The sequence below is a fragment of the Rhizobacter sp. AJA081-3 genome (assembly GCF_017795745.1).
Lineage (GTDB): Bacteria > Pseudomonadota > Gammaproteobacteria > Burkholderiales > Burkholderiaceae_C > Piscinibacter.
Map to the genome: position 1 here is coordinate 1,698,290 of NZ_CP059067.1, position 14,060 is coordinate 1,712,349.

Sequence of the window (14,060 nt, forward strand, 5' to 3'; positions counted from 1 at the left end):
GGTGTTTTCCGTTAACCTGTTCGATTGCCTTGCGTTCGAGCGAGGTGGGTTAACCCGGAGATTTTATCCGCCATGGCCGACTTGTCCGAAGTCCGCTCCGCTGAGGCGCCCGTGGAGGCGCCTGCGGGCGAGTTCGCGAGCTTTCCCGATTCGCCGTTCCAGCTCTTCATGCCCTATCCGCCGGCGGGCGACCAGCCGGCCGCCATCGACAAGCTCGTCGAGGGCATCGCGGATGGCCTGAGCTACCAGACCCTGCTGGGCGTGACCGGCTCCGGCAAGACCTTCACGATGGCCAACGTGATCGCGCGCCTGGGCCGCCCGGCGATCGTGTTCGCACCCAACAAGACGCTGGCCGCGCAGCTGTATGCCGAGTTCCGCGAGTTCTTCCCGAAGAACGCCGTGGAGTACTTCGTCAGCTACTACGACTACTACCAGCCCGAGGCCTACGTGCCGCAGCGCGACCTGTTCATCGAGAAAGACAGCTCGATCAACGAGCACATCGAGCAGATGCGCCTGTCTGCCACCAAGAGCCTGCTCGAGCGGCGCGACGTGATCATCGTGGCCAGCGTCAGCGCGATCTACGGCATCGGCAACCCGGCCGACTACCACCGCATGGTGATGACGCTGCGCGTGGGCGACAAGCTGGGTCAGCGCGACGTGATCGCGCACCTGATCCGCATGCAGTACCAGCGCAACGAGACCGACTTCTCGCGCGGCACCTTCCGCGTGCGCGGCGACACCATCGACGTGTTCCCGGCAGAGCATTCGGAGCTGGCCATCCGCATCGAACTGTTCGACGACGAGATCGAGACGCTGCAGCTGTTCGACCCGCTGACCGGCCGCATCCGCCAGAAGATCCCGCGCTTCACCGTCTACCCGTCAAGCCACTACGTGACACCTCGCGACCGCGTCGTCGCGGCCATCGAGACCATCAAGGCCGAGTTGCGCGAGCGCCTGGACGAGCTGGTGAAGGCGGGCAAGCTGGTCGAGGCGCAGCGCCTGGAGCAACGCACCCGTTTCGACCTCGAGATGCTGCAGGAGGTGGGCCACTGCAAGGGCATCGAGAACTACACGCGGCACCTGTCGGGCGCCGCGCCGGGCGAGCCGCCACCCACGCTGGTCGACTACCTGCCGGCGGACGCGCTGATGTTCCTCGACGAGAGCCATGTGCTGATCGGCCAGTTCGGGGGCATGTACAACGGCGACCGCGCGCGCAAGTCGGTGCTGGTGGAATACGGCTTCCGCCTGCCCAGCGCGATGGACAACCGGCCGCTGAAGTTCGAGGAATTCGAGAAGAAGATGCGCCAGGCGGTCTTCGTCTCGGCCACGCCGGCCGCCTACGAGCAGGAGCACGCGGGCCAGGTGGTCGAGCAGCTGGTGCGGCCCACCGGGCTGGTCGACCCCGAGGTGGAAGTGCGCCCGGCCAGCCGCCAGGTCGACGACGTGCTGCAGGAGATCCACCTGCGCGTGAAGCTCAACGAGCGAGTGCTGATCACCACGCTGACCAAGCGCATGGCCGAGCAGCTCACCGACTACCTCAGCGACAACGGCGTCAAGGTGCGCTACCTGCACAGCGACATCGACACTGTCGAGCGCGTGGAGATCCTGCGCGACCTGCGACTGGGCAGCTTCGACGTGCTGGTGGGCATCAACCTGCTGCGCGAAGGGCTCGACATCCCCGAGGTGTCGCTGGTGGCCATCCTCGACGCCGACAAGGAAGGCTTCCTGCGTGCCGAACGCAGCCTGATCCAGACCATCGGGCGCGCGGCGCGCAACCTGAACGGACGCGCCATCCTGTACGCCGACAAGATCACCGAGTCGATGCGCAAGGCCATCGGCGAGACGGAGCGCCGGCGCACCAAGCAACTGGCTTTCAACGTCGAGCATGGCATCGTGGCGCGCAGCGTCAACAAGAAGATCAAGGAGTTGATCGACGGCGTCTATGGAGAGAAGAACGCCAAGGACGACCTGAAGTCCGCCACGGAGGCGGCCGCCGTCGAGGCAATGAGCGAGAAGGACCTGGCCAAGCGCATCAAGCTGCTCGAGAAGCAGATGCTCGACCATGCGCGCAACCTCGAGTTCGAGAAGGCGGCACGCGTGCGCGACCAGCTCGCACTGCTGCGCGAGCAGGCCTTCGGCGCGGCAGGGCACGACGTCAACGTCGTGCCGCTCGTGGCGGGCAAGGACGCGGCATGACGGTCCGGCGCGTGCTGATGGTCTGCATGGGCAATATCTGCCGGTCGCCGACGGCGGAGGCGGTGTTGCGCCACAAGCTGCAGGCGGCCGGCCTCGGCGACACGGTCAGCGTCGATTCGGCCGGCACGCATGCCTGGCACGCAGGCTCTCCGCCCGACCATCGTTCAACCTCGCACGCGGCACGCCGCGGCTACAGCCTCGCCGGTTTGCGAGCCCGCGAGGTCGTCGACGCCGATTTCGACCAGTTCGACCTGATCCTGGCCATGGACTGGGATAATCTCGCGCTGTTGGAAGATCGCTGCCCGCCGCCGTACCGGCGCAAATTGGGGCGGCTCACCGAACACTGCCGGCTGCACGACAGCCCGGTCGTGCCCGATCCTTACGCCGGCGGGGCGCAGGGCTTCGAGGAGGTGCTCGATCTGGTCGAGGACGCGTGCGACGGGCTGGTCACGATGCTGCGCCGCCAGCAAGGCGCGGCTTGAGGGAACTTCCCTCGCCAATCTCGACCAAATCAGTCGGCTTCAGGTATACTTGACTGAACCACTCGGAGATAGCCGAGGGTTCGACCGGCGAACAGCCGGACAGCGTCGAGTGCCTCGTGCCTGGATTCCAGAACCCCTCGTGCCGATGCCGGCTTTAGGAGATAGAGATGCGACTGACCACCAAGGGCCGTTTTGCCGTGACCGCCATGATCGACCTGGCGCTGCGTGAGCACACCGGGCCCGTGGCCCTGGCTGCCATCAGCGCGCGCCAGCAGATTTCGCTGTCCTACCTGGAACAGCTGTTCGGCAAGCTGCGCCGCCACGAACTCGTGGAGAGCACGCGCGGCCCGGGCGGCGGCTATTCGCTGGGCCGCAAGGCCGAGGAAATCACCGTGGCCGACATCATCGTCGCGGTCGACGAGCCGATCGACGCCACCGGCTGTGGCGGCAAGACCGACTGCATGGGCGAGGACAGCGGCAAGTGCATGACGCACGACCTGTGGGCCAGCCTGAACTCGAAGATGATCGAGTTCCTGGACTCGGTGTCGCTGAAGAAGCTGGTCGACGAGCAGATCGCCAAGGGCGTTTCCATCGAGGAGCATCCGGTCAAGCGCGCCATCTCCTCGCAGCCGGTCGTCAAGCCGATCAAGGTCACCGCGCCCAACTCGGTCTTTGCCCTCGGCAACGCCTTCAACAAGTAAACCCACCTTCTCTGGCAGCGCTGCGTTTCATGGACATGACCCCGCACTTCCCCATCTACATGGACTACGGCGCCACCAACCCGGTGGACCAGCGCGTGGTGGACGCGATGATCCCGTGGTTGCGCGAGCATTTCGGCAACCCGGCGTCGCGCAGCCATGCCTGGGGCTGGGAGGCCGAAGCGGCTGTCGAGAAGGCGCGCGAGCAGGTGGCCGAGCTGATCGGCGCCGACCCGCGCGAGATCGTCTGGACCTCCGGCGCCACCGAGTCGAACAACCTCGCGCTGAAGGGTGCGGCGCAGTTCTACAAGACGCGCGGCAAGCACCTGATCACCGTGAAGACCGAGCACAAGGCCGTGCTCGACACGATGCGCGAACTCGAGCGCCAGGGCTTCGAGGTGACGTACCTCGATGTCCAGGAAGACGGCATGCTCGACCTCGACAAGCTCAAGGCGACGATGCGCCCCGACACCATCCTGGTCTCGGTGATGTTCGTCAACAACGAGATCGGCGTGATCCAGGACATCCCGGCCATCGGCGCGATGTGCCGCGAGCGCGGCATCATCTTCCACGTCGACGCGGCGCAGGCCACGGGCAAGGTCGCCATCGACCTGAAGACGCTGCCGGTTGACCTGATGAGCCTGGCCTCGCACAAGACCTACGGCCCGAAGGGCATCGGCGCGCTGTACGTGCGCCGCAAAGCCGCGGTGCGCATCGAGGCGCAGATGCACGGTGGCGGCCACGAGCGCGGCATGCGCTCGGGCACGCTGCCCACGCACCAGATCGTCGGCATGGGCGAGGCCTTTCGCATCGCCCGCGAAGAGATGGGCACCGAGAGCGAGCGCATCCGCATGCTCAGCAAGCGGCTGATCGACGGCCTGAAGGACATCGAGCAGACCTTCCTGAACGGCCACGCCGAGAAGCGCGTGCCTCACAACGTGAACATGAGCTTCAACTTCGTCGAGGGCGAGTCGCTGATCATGGGCATCAAGGGCATCGCCGTGTCCTCGGGCTCGGCCTGCACCTCGGCGAGCCTGGAGCCGAGCTACGTGCTGCGCGCCCTGGGCCGCAGCGACGAGTTGGCGCACTCGAGCCTGCGCATGACGATCGGCCGGTTCACGACCGAAGAAGAGATCGACTACGTGGTCAGCACGCTGAAAGACCGCGTCGCCAAACTGCGCGAGCTGTCCCCGCTGTGGGAGATGTACCAGGATGGTGTGGACATCAGCACCATCCAGTGGACGGCACACTGAACGAGTTGTTGGAGAAGCACCATGGCATACAGCGAAAAGGTCGTCGAGCACTACGAGAATCCGCGCAACGTCGGCTCCTTCGAGAAGGGTGACGAAACGGTGGGTACCGGCATGGTCGGCGCACCGGCCTGCGGCGACGTGATGAAGCTGCAGATCAAGGTCAACCCGGTCACCGGCCTGATCGAGGACGCGAAGTTCAAGACCTACGGCTGCGGCTCGGCGATCGCCTCGAGCTCGCTGGTCACCGAGTGGGTCAAGGGCAAGTCGCTCGACGAGGCGCTGACCATCAAGAACACTCACATTGCCGAGGAACTGGCGCTGCCGCCGGTGAAGATCCACTGCTCGATCCTGGCCGAAGACGCCATCAAGGCGGCGGTGAACGACTACAAGGCCAAGTCGGCTCAGCCGTCCGGCCCCACGCACTGATCAGCATTCCCATGGCAGTCACCCTGACCGAAGCGGCAGCGCGCCACGTGACGCGCTACCTGAGCAAACGCGGCAAGGGCGTGGGCGTGCGGCTGGGCGTGAAGACCACCGGCTGCTCCGGCCTGGCCTACAAGCTCGAGTACGCCGACGACTTCGCGCCCGAGGACGTGATCTTCGAGGGCCACGGCGTCAAGGTGCTGGTCGACCCGAAGAGCCTGCCCTACATCGACGGCACCGAACTCGACTTCGTGCGCGAAGGCCTCAATGAGGGCTTCAAGTTCCACAACCCCCGCGAGAAGGACCGCTGCGGCTGCGGCGAGTCGTTCCGCGTCTGACCGCCTCCCGCCGACCCGAAGGCGCGGCGTCAAGCCGCGTTTTTGTTTCTCCGACCGCTGCCACCATGAAGCTGGACGACAACGACTTCGACCTGTTCGGCGTGGCGCAGCGCTTCGCGCAGGACCGTGCAGCACTCGACGACCGCTGGCGTGCTTTGCAGGCCGAAGTGCACCCCGACAAGTTCGCCGCCGACGGCGCCGCAGCCCAGCGTGTGGCGGTGCAATGGGCGGTGCGCGTCAATGAGGCCTACCAGCGCCTGAAGGACCCGCTCAAGCGCGCGGCCTACCTGTGCGAACTGGCCGGCCAGCCGATCAACGCCGAGAACAACACCGCGATGCCCGGCGCCTTCCTGATGCAGCAGATGGAATGGCGCGAGTCGCTCGACGAGGCGCGCACGCTGCCGCAGGTCGAGGCGCTGGCCGAAGCGGTTGGCGCGCATCGCAAGGGCGCGCTGCAGCGGCTGCAGCAACTGCTCGACGATCAGCAGGATGCGGTCGCCGCAGCACAGCAGGTCAGAGCCCTCATGTTCGTCGAGCGCTTTGCCGAGGACGTCGATCGCCGCCTCGAGGCGCTGGGACAATAGTTCTATGGCACTGCTCCAGATCTCCGAACCCGGCGGCACGCCGGACCCGCACCAGCGCCGCATCGCCGTCGGCATCGACCTGGGCACCACGCATTCGCTGGTGGCCGCGGTGCGACACGGCGTGGCCGAATGCCTGCCCGACGAACACGACCGCGTGATCCTGCCATCCGCCGTGCGCTACCTGCCGCAGGGCAAGCGCCAGATCGGCGCGACCGCGCTGGCCGATGCCGCGCTCGACCCACGCAACACCATCGTCTCGGTGAAGCGCTTCATGGGCCGCGGGCTGGCCGACATTGCCGGGCGCGACAAGCTGCCGTATGACTTCGTCGATGCGCCGGGCATGCTCAAGCTGCGCACGGTCGACGGCGAGAAGTCGCCGGTCGAGGTGTCCGCCGAGATCCTGGCCACGTTGCGCCAGCGCGCGGAGGACAGCTTCGACGACGAGCTGTTCGGTGCCGTGATCACCGTGCCGGCGTATTTCGATGACGCGCAACGCCAGGCCACCAAGGACGCGGCACAGCTCGCCGGCCTGAACGTGCTGCGCCTGATCAGCGAGCCGACGGCAGCCGCCATCGCCTACGGCCTGGAGCACAGCTCCGAAGGGCTGTATGCCGTCTACGACCTCGGCGGCGGCACCTTCGACATCTCGCTGCTGCGCCTGTCGGCCGGCGTGTTCGAGGTGGTGGCCACCGGCGGCGATTCGGCGCTGGGCGGGGACGACTTCGATGCGGCCCTGGCAGAGCATGCCCTGCAGCGTGCGGGGCTGGTGGCCACCACGCCACAGGACAAGCGCGCCATCCTCGCCGCCGCCCGCGCCGCGAAGGAGAAGCTGTCGCAGGCCGATCACGCCACGCTGGCCAGCCCGCTGTCCGGCGGCGATCTCGACGTGCGCATCACGCGCGACGAGTTCGTGGCACTCACCGAGCCGCTGGTGGCGCGAACCCTGGCTGCCGTGCGCAAGGTCCTGCGCGATGCCAAGGTCGGCAAGGACGAGGTGAAGGGTGTTGTGATGGTCGGCGGTTCGACGCGCATGCCGCGCGTGCAGGCTGCCGTGGGCGAACTGTTCGGCATGGCGCCGCTGACCAACCTCGACCCCGACGAGGTGGTGGCACTCGGCGCCGCCATCCAGGCCAACAGCCTGGCCGGCAACGCCGGTGCGGAAGAACTGTTGCTGCTCGACGTGATCCCGCTGTCGCTGGGCCTGGAGACCATGGGCGGGTTGGTGGAGCGCATCATCCCGCGCAACAGCACCATCCCGACCGCACGCGCGCAGGACTTCACCACCTTCAAGGACGGCCAGACGGCGATGGCCATCCACGTGCTGCAGGGCGAGCGCGAACTGGTGTCCGATTGCCGCTCGCTGGCGCGCTTCGAGCTGCGCGGCATCCCGCCGATGGTGGCGGGCGCGGCGCGCATCCGCGTCACCTTCCAGGTCGATGCGGACGGACTGCTGAGCGTCAGCGCCCGCGAGGAAGGCTCCGGCGTGCAGGCCGCCATCACCGTCAAGCCGAGCTACGGCCTGGCCGACGAGGACATTGCGCGCATGCTCAGCGAGAGTTTCACCACCGCCGAGCAGGACATGCTCGAGCGCAGCCTGCGCGAGTCGCGCGTCGAGGCCGAGAGGCTGCTGCTGGCCCTTCGCGCCGCGCTCGACGCGGACGGCGACCTGCTCTCGGCCGACGACCGCCGGGCCATCGAAGCCGAGATGGCGGCCGTGCAGGCCGCGCGCGAGAGCGCCGACCACCACCACATCGACGCGGCCGTCGAAGCGCTGGCCCAGCGCACCGAGGCCTTCGCCGCCGAACGAATGAATCGCGGATCCGCCCAGGCCCTGGCCGGCAAGCGCGTCGAGGAAGTCTGAGCATGCCTGTGATCCGCATCCTGCCGCACCCGGAGTACTGCCCGAACGGCGCCGAAGTCACGGCGCCATCGGGCACCTCGCTGTGCGAAGCCATGCTCGACAACCAGATCGACATCGAGCACGCCTGCGAGCTGAGCTGCGCGTGCACGACCTGCCACGTGGTGGTGCGCGAGGGCTTCGATTCGCTGGGCGCGATGGACGAGAGCGAGGAAGACCTGCTCGACCGCGCCTGGGGCCTGGAGCCCACCTCGCGCCTGTCGTGCCAGGCGATCCTGTCCAACCGCGACGTGACGATCGAGATCCCGAAGTACTCGATCAATCACGCCAAGGAAAAGCACTGAAAAAAATGCCCCAGGCCGGGAAGGCCTGAGGCATCTCGAAAGGGACGAGCCCTGCTGAGGAGACAGCGATGGTTGCTCTGCCAACCATCGCCAGAGCTCTAGCAAACTGCGTGCCGTGCCGGTTCAGGCGGCCTGTGATTCCACGTGGCCGTGGCGGGTGTACAGGAAGTCCAGCACCTCCTTGCGGTAGTGCACGTAGCGGCTGTCCTCGGCCAGCTCGACGCGGTGGCGCGGGCGCGGCAGTTCCACCGACAGAATCTCGCCGATCGTGGCCGCCGGGCCGTTGGTCATCATCACGATGCGGTCGGACAGCAGCACGGCCTCGTCGACATCGTGGGTGACCATCACCACGGTGCTGTGCGTGCGCGCAACGATCTTCAGCAGTTCGTCCTGCAGGTGGGCCCGAGTGAGGGCGTCCAGCGCGCCGAAGGGCTCGTCCATCAGCAGCACCTTGGGCTCCATCGCCAGCGCACGGGCGATGCCCACGCGCTGCTTCATGCCGCCGGAGATCTCGTGCGGGCGCTTGGCCGAGGCGTGCGCCATGCCCACCAGTTCGAGCGCCGCGTCGGTGCGCTGCTTCAAGGCGGTGCGCGATTCGGTGGCGCCGAATACGCGCTCGACGGCCAGATGCACGTTCTCGAAGCAGGTCAACCAGGGCAGCAGCGAGTGGTTCTGGAACACCACCGCGCGCTCCGGCCCCGGGGCGGCGATCTCACGGTTGTCGCACAGCAGCACGCCGCTGCTGGGCAGCAGCAGCCCGGCGATCAGGTTGAGCAGCGTCGACTTGCCGCATCCCGAGTGCCCGATCAGCGTGACGAACTCGCCCTTGGCCACGTCTAGATCGATCTCGCGCAGCGCGTGGAATTGGCCCTTGCGGGTGCTGAACACCATCTCGGCGTTCTGGACCTGGATGAAGCTGTTCATGGCGAAGACTCCCGGTTCAGTGGTGTTCGTCGTAGCTGAAGCGCTTGGCGATGCTGATCAGCAGCGCCTCCAGCAGCAGGCCGACGACGCCGATCACGACGATGGCGATCAGGATGTGCTTCACGTTGAGGTTGTTCCACTCGTCCCACACCCAGAAGCCGATGCCCACGCCGCCGGTGAGCATCTCGGCTGCCACGATCACCAGCCAGGCCGTACCCACCGACAGGCGCACGCCGGTCAGCATGTAGGGCAGTACGGCGGGAAACAGTATCTTGGTGATCACCTTCCACTCGCTCAGGTTCAGCACCTTGGCGACGTTCAGGTAGTCGGCCGGCACGCGCTGGACGCCCACGGCGGTGTTGATGATCATCGGCCAGATCGAGCAGATGAAGATCGTCCAGATGGCTGCCGGGTTGGCCGCCTTGAACACCAGCAGGCCGATGGGCAGCCAGGCCAGCGGCGACACCGGCCGCAGCAGGCTGATCAGCGGCGAGACCATGCGATTGAGCACCTCGAAACGGCCGATCATGAAGCCCATCGGGATGCCCACCACCGCCGCCATGCCGAAGCCGATGGCCACGCGCTCCAGCGAGAACAGGATATTCCAGCCGATGCCCTGGTCGTTCGGCCCCTTCGAGTAGAACGGGTCGGCGAACAGCTTCACTGCCGCGTCGAAGGTGGCCAGCGGCGTCGGGAAGGTCTCGCTCTTCATCGTCAGCAGCGCCCAGATCCCGATCAGCAGGGCCACACCGATGAGCGGTGGAAGCACCTTGAGCAGCATGCCGTTCCAGTCGAAGCCCGGCCTGGGCGGCGCTGCTGGCTTCGGCAGTTCGGCAGTGGCGGCCTTGGCGGCCGACAGCGTCGCTGCAGCGTCGGCCTTGGCATCCATGCTGGCTTGCAGCGGGGTGTGAAACACGGCACTGACCATGGTGTGCTCCTGGGCGTCGGTGTTCAGACCTTGACCTTGAATCCGTCGGCGTACTTGGCCGGTTCCTTGCCGTCCCAGACCACGCCGTCGATCAGCTTGCTGCTGCGCATCGGGCTGGCAGGCACGCTGACCTTGAGGGCGCCGGCCGCCTGCTTGTAGAGATCGATCTGGTTCACCTGTTTGGCCACGGCCAGGTAGTCCGGGTGTTCCTTCAGCAGCCCCCAGCGCTTGTGCTGCGTGAGGAACCACATGCCGTCGGACAGGTACGGGAAGTTCACTGCGCCATCGTTGAAGAACTTCATGTAGTTCGGATCGTCCCAGGTCTTGCCCAGGCCGTTCTGGTAGCGGCCCAGGATGCGCTGGTTGATCACGTCGACGCTGGTGTTGACGTAGCTCTTGTCGGCCACCGTCTCGGCCATCTTGTTCTTGTTCTGCAGGCCGGCGTCGATCCAGCGGCCGGCCTCGAGGATGGCCATCATCACGGCGCGCGCGGTGTTCGGGTACTTCTTGACGAACTCGCCGGTGGTACCGAGCACCTTCTCGGGGTGGTCCTTCCAGATGTCCTGCGTGGTGACGGCGGTGATGCCGATGCCGTCGGCGATGGCGCGGTGGCCCCAGGGTTCACCGACGCAGTAGCCGTCCATGTTGCCTACGCGCATGTTGGCCACCATCTGCGGTGGCGGCACGGTGATGACCTTGGCGTCCTTCATCGGATTCACGCCGACACTGGCCAGCCAGTAGTACAGCCACATGGCGTGGGTGCCGGTCGGGAAGGTCTGCGCGAAGGTGTACTCGCGCTTGTCGGTGCTCATCAGCTTGGCCAGGCTCGCTGCGTCGACCGCACCCTTGTCGGCCAGCTTCTTCGACAGCGTGATCGCCTGACCGTTGTTGTTCAGCGTCATCAGCACGGCCATGTCCTTCTTCGGGCCGCCCACGCCGAGGTGCACGCCGTACACCAGGCCGTAGAGCACATGCGCCATGTCGAGCTCGCCATTGACGAGCTTGTCGCGCACGCCGGCCCAGGAGGCTTCCTTGGTCGGGATGATCTTCACACCGTACTTCTTGTCGAAACCCAGCACCGAAGCCATCACCACCGAGGCGCAGTCGGTCAGCGGGATGAAGCCGATGCGCACCTCTTCCTTCTCAGGCTTGTCGGAGCCCTGCGCGTAGACCGCGCTCTGCAGTCCGGGCACGAGGCCCGTGGCACCGGAGGCGGCGGCGGCCTTGATGAGGGTTCGGCGGCTCATGAGGATCTTCCGTGTCGTCGAGTGGGTCATGGCAGGTGGCTGATGTGCAGTCGAAAAAAAACGTCCACACGTCGTCTGCCCGGTGGGGCGGAGTTCGTGAGGACGTCGTCGTCCCACCGCAGCGCATCGGCCTTGATCCGCTGGGGTGATCGCGAGGGTCGGCTTTGACCCTTCACTGCACACGTTGCAATCGCTATGCCAGCGCATTGCAGGCGATTTGCCCGGAAGAAGCAGGGATGTCGATGCTGCTATGCACCATTTGAGGTGCGTTGCGGCGCCTGACGCACCCGGCTTGTGCGTTGCCAGCTCAGATCAGGAGGTCGGCGACGTCCACGATGCGCTGCGCCACTTCGGCGAGCTTCATGCCCCGGTCCATCGCTGTCTTTCGCAGGCGAGAATAGGCCGCCTCCTCGCTGAGCGAGTGCCGCGTCATCAGGATGCCCTTGGCCTTGTCGATGACCTTTCGTTCGCTGAGTTGGGTGCGGGCGTCGGCGAGTTCGCGTCGAAGGTTCTCCTCGTGCGTGAATCGCGCCAGCGCGACGTCGAGCACAGGCCGGATGCGCTCCGGGGCGAGCCCAGCGACGACGTAGGCCGACACACCGGCGGCGATGGCCGCGCCAACCTGGCTGGTGTCGTCGTCGTTGGTGAACAGCACGATGGGGCGCCGCGCGTCGCGGGTCGCCATCACGACGTGCTCCAACGTGTCGCGCGCCTGGCTCTCGGCGTCCACGATGACCATGTCAGGCGCGATCTGCGCCAGCCGCTCGGTGAGGAAAGTGTCTGCCGGCAGCACCGCGACGATGTTGTAGCCGCTTTCGATCAGGCCGATGCGCAGGCTGCGCGAGCGTTCGAGCTCAGTCTCCGTGTGCGCGTCCGCGAGGTCGCGCTCCAGCGGTTCGGGAGCGACGATGACGATTCGGAGCTGCGGCGTGGCGGGCATGCCCCTGCCGGTGCAACATTCGAGCCAAGCTCAGTTCAGCGCCCGCGTGGCGTGCGAGTGAAGGCGCGACGCAGCCATCCGCCCAAAGGACGCAGTGAAGCGGCGAGTCGATCGACACGCGCCGCCTCGCGCTGGATCACCAATCCGCGGTCCACCAGCATGCTGACGAAGGCGCTCACCTGCTGTCGCGGCAGCCCGCTGCGTGCGTACAACTGCGCGAGCGTGACGTGGCGCTGCGACATGTCGCTGAGAATGCGGCGATAAGGCGTGCGCTCGTAGGTGGCACCGAGGTCGGGCCAGGCGGACAGGCGATACTCTTTCATGGCTCCAACGACTATGAGGGCGTGCGGCAATACTTTGTTGCCGTTATGATTTGCAGAGTAGTCCGGTCCCGAGATGGCGTGAAGGGGAGTGACGCTGCCTTTCGGGGTTTTTCTGACGATCTCTTGGTAACGAGATGCTGTTCGGCGTGGCTTCACGCGTCGTGGTGATGGAGGGCTCTCTGGACTTCGGTTTGCCAAGGCAGGGCATGCACCAGCCCATTGAGATGCACGGCCACCTGGAAGTCGCTCAGGGCCTTGCCGTGCGAATCGAGCAGTTTCAGATTCGTCACCAGGCCCAGTGGGTCGGCGATGGCGAGCACGCCTTCCTCGACCTCGATCCAGTCCCAGGCCACGCCCGCCGACCGGTCGTTAGAGGCTTCTCCCCACAGCGTCTGCCCGCTGCAAAGGCAGGCGTCGTCCCCATAATGCAGAACACGGGTGCCGAGGTGCACGAGGCGCAGATGTGGCGCAACGTCCACCTGCCACAATACCGGTGGCCACGCGCAGACTATCCAGGCGGGGGTCATGGGCTGGTACATCCGATGGCCATCCATCGTTCTTGATTCGACGGACGAGAGTGTGGCAAGGCCTTGTCGTCGTGCCATCTGTAAGACCTTGCAGGGACGCGCAAGGTCGTGAGGATTCGACTTAACGCGGCGCGAGCTGGATAAAACGCATGCTGCAGGACGGCTATCTGTCGGTGCTGGAAGCCAGGGATCGCGACGAGTTCCTGGGGCAGGTCGTGCGTTTCGCGAAGCGCCTCGGCTTCGATACCGTCACCGCGACGACGATCATCGACCATTTCCTTGGCGAGTCCGAACTCATCAGCGTGGACAACGCGCCGGTGGGCTACCGCGACACCCATGAAGACATGGGTCAGGCCCAGCGGGACCCCGTGATGCAGCACTGCAAGCGGCAAAGCGTGCCCATCATCTGGAATCGCGACACCTACGTGGGCGCAGGGTTGGCTGACAAGTGGGACGAGCAGGCGCGGTTCGGCTATCACACGGGCGTGGCCATGGCTCTGCATCTGCCGGAAGGTCGGCACTTCTTTCTCGGGGTCGATCGCGACCAGGCGCTGCCCAGCAATCGCTCAGAACTCACACGCATGGTGGCCGACCTGCAGTTGTTCGCCGTGCATGCCCAGGAGGCGGCGCAGCGCATCATGTTGCCCGCCACGAGGGACAGCGATGCTCCCAGCCTGACGCCTCGCGAGGTCGAGAGCCTGCGCTGGACGATGGACGGGAAGACGGCCTGGGAAGTCGGCAACATCCTGGGCATCAGCGAACGCACGGCCGTACTGCACGTCAACAATGCCATGCACAAGCTGGGTTGCATCAACAAGCACCAGGCCGTGCTGAAGGCGCTGCGCCTCGGGCTCATCCGTTGACATCGCGCGCACTTGCAGCGTGGAGCCGTTCGCTCCGGTTGGACCTGTAAGAGCTGACAGTTATGCGAAGCGGGTGTGGCTGCTGAAATCTGTCTTGCGCAATTTGTGCGCGTCAAGGCAAGGTCAGGAGCC

At 66.0% G+C, this 14,060-nt stretch carries 16 protein-coding genes; 10 read left to right on the forward strand and 6 right to left on the reverse strand.

What is annotated here, in order from left to right; translation table 11 throughout:
• Window positions 1-72 precede the first annotated feature (72 nt).
• The 9 genes from uvrB to fdx all read left to right on the forward strand — a co-directional run bounded on the left by uvrB (window position 73) and on the right by fdx (window position 8,176).
• Window positions 73-2,196, forward strand: a complete 2,124-nt coding sequence (uvrB, locus tag HZ992_RS08075; RefSeq protein ID WP_209386150.1) for an excinuclease ABC subunit UvrB — start codon at window positions 73-75, stop codon at window positions 2,194-2,196.
• Window positions 2,193-2,678, forward strand: coding sequence for a low molecular weight protein-tyrosine-phosphatase (locus HZ992_RS08080; RefSeq protein ID WP_209386151.1), 486 nt, complete (start codon window positions 2,193-2,195; stop codon window positions 2,676-2,678). The genes uvrB and HZ992_RS08080 overlap by 4 nt, the downstream gene beginning before the upstream one ends.
• A gap of 167 nt (window positions 2,679-2,845) precedes the next feature.
• Window positions 2,846-3,379 (forward strand): Fe-S cluster assembly transcription factor, encoded by a 534-nt coding sequence (locus tag HZ992_RS08085; RefSeq protein ID WP_209386152.1) that lies wholly within the window; start codon window positions 2,846-2,848, stop codon window positions 3,377-3,379.
• Between the two features lie 29 nt (window positions 3,380-3,408).
• Window positions 3,409-4,629, forward strand: a complete 1,221-nt coding sequence (locus HZ992_RS08090) for an IscS subfamily cysteine desulfurase (protein WP_209386153.1) — start codon at window positions 3,409-3,411, stop codon at window positions 4,627-4,629.
• 21 nt (window positions 4,630-4,650) lie between these two features.
• Window positions 4,651-5,055, forward strand: a complete 405-nt coding sequence (gene iscU / locus HZ992_RS08095) for a Fe-S cluster assembly scaffold IscU (RefSeq protein WP_209386154.1) — start codon at window positions 4,651-4,653, stop codon at window positions 5,053-5,055.
• A gap of 11 nt (window positions 5,056-5,066) precedes the next feature.
• Complete coding sequence (gene iscA / locus HZ992_RS08100) at window positions 5,067-5,390, forward strand: iron-sulfur cluster assembly protein IscA (protein ID WP_209386155.1); 324 nt, start codon at window positions 5,067-5,069, stop codon at window positions 5,388-5,390.
• Between the two features lie 65 nt (window positions 5,391-5,455).
• Window positions 5,456-5,974, forward strand: coding sequence for a Fe-S protein assembly co-chaperone HscB (hscB, locus tag HZ992_RS08105; protein WP_209386156.1), 519 nt, complete (start codon window positions 5,456-5,458; stop codon window positions 5,972-5,974).
• A 4-nt stretch (window positions 5,975-5,978) separates the two neighbouring features.
• Window positions 5,979-7,835, forward strand: coding sequence for a Fe-S protein assembly chaperone HscA (gene hscA, locus HZ992_RS08110; RefSeq protein ID WP_209386157.1), 1,857 nt, complete (start codon window positions 5,979-5,981; stop codon window positions 7,833-7,835).
• A gap of 2 nt (window positions 7,836-7,837) precedes the next feature.
• Window positions 7,838-8,176: an ISC system 2Fe-2S type ferredoxin gene (gene fdx, locus HZ992_RS08115; RefSeq protein ID WP_209386158.1), complete on the forward strand. Its 339-nt coding sequence runs from the start codon at window positions 7,838-7,840 to the stop codon at window positions 8,174-8,176.
• A gap of 123 nt (window positions 8,177-8,299) precedes the next feature.
• Here fdx and HZ992_RS08120 read toward each other — a convergent pair whose 3' ends face one another.
• The 6 genes from HZ992_RS08120 to HZ992_RS08145 form a co-directional block, all read right to left on the reverse strand.
• Complete coding sequence (locus HZ992_RS08120; RefSeq protein ID WP_209386159.1) at window positions 8,300-9,100, reverse strand: ABC transporter ATP-binding protein; 801 nt, start codon at window positions 9,098-9,100, stop codon at window positions 8,300-8,302.
• A gap of 16 nt (window positions 9,101-9,116) precedes the next feature.
• Window positions 9,117-10,028, reverse strand: coding sequence for a nitrate ABC transporter permease (gene ntrB, locus HZ992_RS08125; protein WP_209386160.1), 912 nt, complete (start codon window positions 10,026-10,028; stop codon window positions 9,117-9,119).
• A 23-nt stretch (window positions 10,029-10,051) separates the two neighbouring features.
• On the reverse strand, window positions 10,052-11,305 hold the full coding sequence (locus tag HZ992_RS08130) for an ABC transporter substrate-binding protein (protein WP_209386161.1): 1,254 nt from the start codon (window positions 11,303-11,305) through the stop codon (window positions 10,052-10,054).
• A 277-nt stretch (window positions 11,306-11,582) separates the two neighbouring features.
• A complete protein-coding gene (locus HZ992_RS08135) occupies window positions 11,583-12,215 on the reverse strand; it encodes an ANTAR domain-containing response regulator (RefSeq protein ID WP_209386162.1) in 633 nt (210 codons plus the stop codon).
• A gap of 35 nt (window positions 12,216-12,250) precedes the next feature.
• On the reverse strand, window positions 12,251-12,694 hold the full coding sequence (locus tag HZ992_RS08140) for an IclR family transcriptional regulator (protein ID WP_209386163.1): 444 nt from the start codon (window positions 12,692-12,694) through the stop codon (window positions 12,251-12,253).
• Window positions 12,691-13,065 carry a DUF4902 domain-containing protein gene (locus tag HZ992_RS08145; RefSeq protein ID WP_209386164.1) on the reverse strand — a complete coding sequence of 125 codons (375 nt, stop codon included), beginning with the start codon at window positions 13,063-13,065 and terminating at the stop codon, window positions 12,691-12,693. The genes HZ992_RS08140 and HZ992_RS08145 overlap by 4 nt, the downstream gene beginning before the upstream one ends.
• Before the next feature lie 149 nt (window positions 13,066-13,214).
• On the opposite strand from HZ992_RS08145, the gene HZ992_RS08150 reads away from it, so the two are divergent.
• Window positions 13,215-13,928, forward strand: coding sequence for a helix-turn-helix transcriptional regulator (locus tag HZ992_RS08150; protein ID WP_209386165.1), 714 nt, complete (start codon window positions 13,215-13,217; stop codon window positions 13,926-13,928).
• Window positions 13,929-14,060: the final 132 nt, after the last annotated feature.

Coding starts and splice junctions, on each gene's coding strand:
- ntrB (WP_209386160.1), bottom strand. CDS start 10,028: ATGGTCAGTGCCGTGTTTCACACCCCGCTGCAAGCCAGCATGGATGCC.
- HZ992_RS08135 (WP_209386162.1), bottom strand. CDS start 12,215: ATGCCCGCCACGCCGCAGCTCCGAATCGTCATCGTCGCTCCCGAACCG.
- uvrB (WP_209386150.1), top strand. CDS start 73: ATGGCCGACTTGTCCGAAGTCCGCTCCGCTGAGGCGCCCGTGGAGGCG.
- HZ992_RS08150 (WP_209386165.1), top strand. CDS start 13,215: ATGCTGCAGGACGGCTATCTGTCGGTGCTGGAAGCCAGGGATCGCGAC.
- iscU (WP_209386154.1), top strand. CDS start 4,651: ATGGCATACAGCGAAAAGGTCGTCGAGCACTACGAGAATCCGCGCAAC.
- HZ992_RS08145 (WP_209386164.1), bottom strand. CDS start 13,065: ATGACCCCCGCCTGGATAGTCTGCGCGTGGCCACCGGTATTGTGGCAG.
- hscB (WP_209386156.1), top strand. CDS start 5,456: ATGAAGCTGGACGACAACGACTTCGACCTGTTCGGCGTGGCGCAGCGC.
- fdx (WP_209386158.1), top strand. CDS start 7,838: ATGCCTGTGATCCGCATCCTGCCGCACCCGGAGTACTGCCCGAACGGC.
- iscA (WP_209386155.1), top strand. CDS start 5,067: ATGGCAGTCACCCTGACCGAAGCGGCAGCGCGCCACGTGACGCGCTAC.
- HZ992_RS08085 (WP_209386152.1), top strand. CDS start 2,846: ATGCGACTGACCACCAAGGGCCGTTTTGCCGTGACCGCCATGATCGAC.
- HZ992_RS08130 (WP_209386161.1), bottom strand. CDS start 11,305: ATGACCCACTCGACGACACGGAAGATCCTCATGAGCCGCCGAACCCTC.
- HZ992_RS08120 (WP_209386159.1), bottom strand. CDS start 9,100: ATGAACAGCTTCATCCAGGTCCAGAACGCCGAGATGGTGTTCAGCACC.
- hscA (WP_209386157.1), top strand. CDS start 5,979: ATGGCACTGCTCCAGATCTCCGAACCCGGCGGCACGCCGGACCCGCAC.
- HZ992_RS08080 (WP_209386151.1), top strand. CDS start 2,193: ATGACGGTCCGGCGCGTGCTGATGGTCTGCATGGGCAATATCTGCCGG.
- HZ992_RS08090 (WP_209386153.1), top strand. CDS start 3,409: ATGGACATGACCCCGCACTTCCCCATCTACATGGACTACGGCGCCACC.